We start from the raw sequence: 2,139 nt of genomic DNA, 5'->3' as shown, positions 1-2,139 counted from the left end.
CTTCATGATCTTGCGGATCTTGTCTTCCGGGATCTCCATCTTCTCGGCCAGCGTCGGGGCATCGGGCTCGAAGCCGAATTCCTGCAAGTGCTGGCGCGACAGCCGGTTCATCTTGTTGATCGTCTCGATCATGTGGACCGGGATGCGGATCGTGCGCGCCTGGTCGGCGATCGAGCGGGTGATGGCCTGGCGGATCCACCACGTCGCGTAGGTCGAGAACTTGTAGCCGCGGCGGTATTCGAACTTGTCGACCGCCTTCATCAGGCCGATGTTGCCCTCTTGAATCAGGTCGAGGAACTGCAGGCCGCGGTTGGTGTACTTCTTCGCGATCGAGATCACGAGGCRCAGGTTGGCCTCGATCATTTCCTTCTTCGCGTCGCGCGAGGCCTTCTCGCCCTCGTTCATGCGCTTGTTGATCTGCTTCAGGTCCTCGAGCGGCACGACGGCGCGGCCCTGCTGGTCGGTCAGCTTCTTCTGCAGTTCCTGCACCGGCGGCAGGTTGCGCGCCAGCACTGCGCTGTACGGCTTGCCGGCAGCGGCTTCCTTCTCGGCCCACTTCAGGTTCAGGATGTTGGGCGGGAAATGCTTGATGAAGTATTCCTGCGGCATCCCGCACTTGTCGACCAGGATCTTGCGCAGCTCGCGTTCGTAGCGGCGCACGTCGTCGACCTGCGAACGCAGGATGCCGCACAGCTTCTCGATGGTCTTCACCGTGAAGCGGATCGTCATCAGCTCGGCGCTGATGGCGTGCTGGGCCTTGTCGTACGGCGCCGACTGGTAGCCGTCCTTCTCGAAGGCCTTGCGCATCTTGTCGAAGTTCTCGCGCAGGTTGGCGAACTTCGTCAGCGCCGCGCCCTTCAGCTCTTCGAGCTTCTTGGTCAGCGCCTTGCTGCCGCCGTTGCCGTCGTCGTCGTCTTCCTCGTCGAAGAAGTCGACGTCTTCCTCGGCCACGTAGTCGTCCGCCTCGTCTTCGGAGACGAATCCGTCGACCACCTCGGAGATCGTCATCTCGCCGGCGCCGATGCGGTCGGCATAGGACAGGATCTCGGCGATGGTGGTGGGCGATGCGCTGATCGCCAGCATCATCGCCTGCAGGCCGCCTTCGATGCGCTTGGCGATCTCGATCTCGCCCTCGCGCGTCAGCAGCTCGACCGTGCCCATCTCGCGCATGTACATGCGCACCGGATCGGTGGTACGGCCGAACTCGGAGTCGACGGTGGAGAGCGCCGCTTCGGCGGCTTCTTCCGCTTCTTCCTCGGTGGCGGTGGTGGTGCCGCCGCCGGCGATCAGCAGCGTGGCGGCGTCGGGCGCCTGCTCGTAGACCGCGATGCCCATGTCGTTGAGCATCGACACGATGGCTTCGAGGATGTCGGCGTCGACCAGCTTCTCGGGAAGGTGGTCGTTGATTTCCTGGTGGGTCAGGAAGCCGCGCGTCTTGCCCATCTTGATGAGCGTCTTCAGCTCATGGCGGCGCTTGGCGACTTCCTCTTCGGTGAGCGCGGTCTCGTCGAGGCCGAACTCGCGCATCAGCGCGCGTTCCTTGGCCCGCGACACCTTCATGCGCAGCGGCTTGGCCTTGGCAGCCTTGTCGTCGGTGCCGGCCGCTTCGGGCTCGGGCTCGCCTTCGAGGTCGGCTTCGAGGTCGGAGAAGTCCTCCTCGGGCACTTCTTCCTTCTTGGCGGCGGTGGCCGTGGCGGCCTTCGGCTTGCGGCCCGGCTTGCCCTTGGCTTCGGCGACGGGCGCGGCCTTGGCGGCCGGCTTGGCGACGGCCTTCTTCTTGTCTTCGGCTTCGGCCTTGCCGGCCTTCACGGCTTTCGACRCAGCGGCCGGCTGTGCTGCCTTGGCGGGGGCGCTCTTCTTCGCGGTCATGCAAATCCTCGAATGGTGGTGGTCGTCACGTCGAACCCAGCCTCAGGGGCACGCCAACAAGCCGGGTGACGGCGGCTTGGCAGGGCCCTGTTCAGCGGAGGTCCAAAGACGTAGCGAGGCCCGGATCAAGCCTTAGCTTGGGGCCGCAATCAAATGGGCAAGGTCGCGTGACCATCAAACGGAGTACAGCCCTTGCGGGGTAGGGTGGCCTTGAGGTGGGGACCCTGGGTCAGAGGGTGGCCGGGGCCCGGAGGTGCTGTCTTTGTTGAC

The 2,139-nt window shown here is 64.6% G+C and carries 1 protein-coding gene; it reads right to left on the bottom strand.

All coding sequences use genetic code 11. From position 1 onward, the window contains the following. Positions 1–1,869, bottom strand: a 1,869-nt coding sequence (gene rpoD / locus AC1D15_RS28450; protein WP_477828656.1) for an RNA polymerase sigma factor RpoD, incomplete at its 3' end; no start/stop codon positions are given. Between the last annotated feature and the right edge of the window lie 270 nt (positions 1,870–2,139).

Source organism: Rhizobacter sp. P2_H2, from assembly GCF_056403375.1.
The sequence above is the reverse complement of the archived record's forward strand: the minus strand, read 5'-3'. Positions and strand labels throughout refer to the sequence as shown.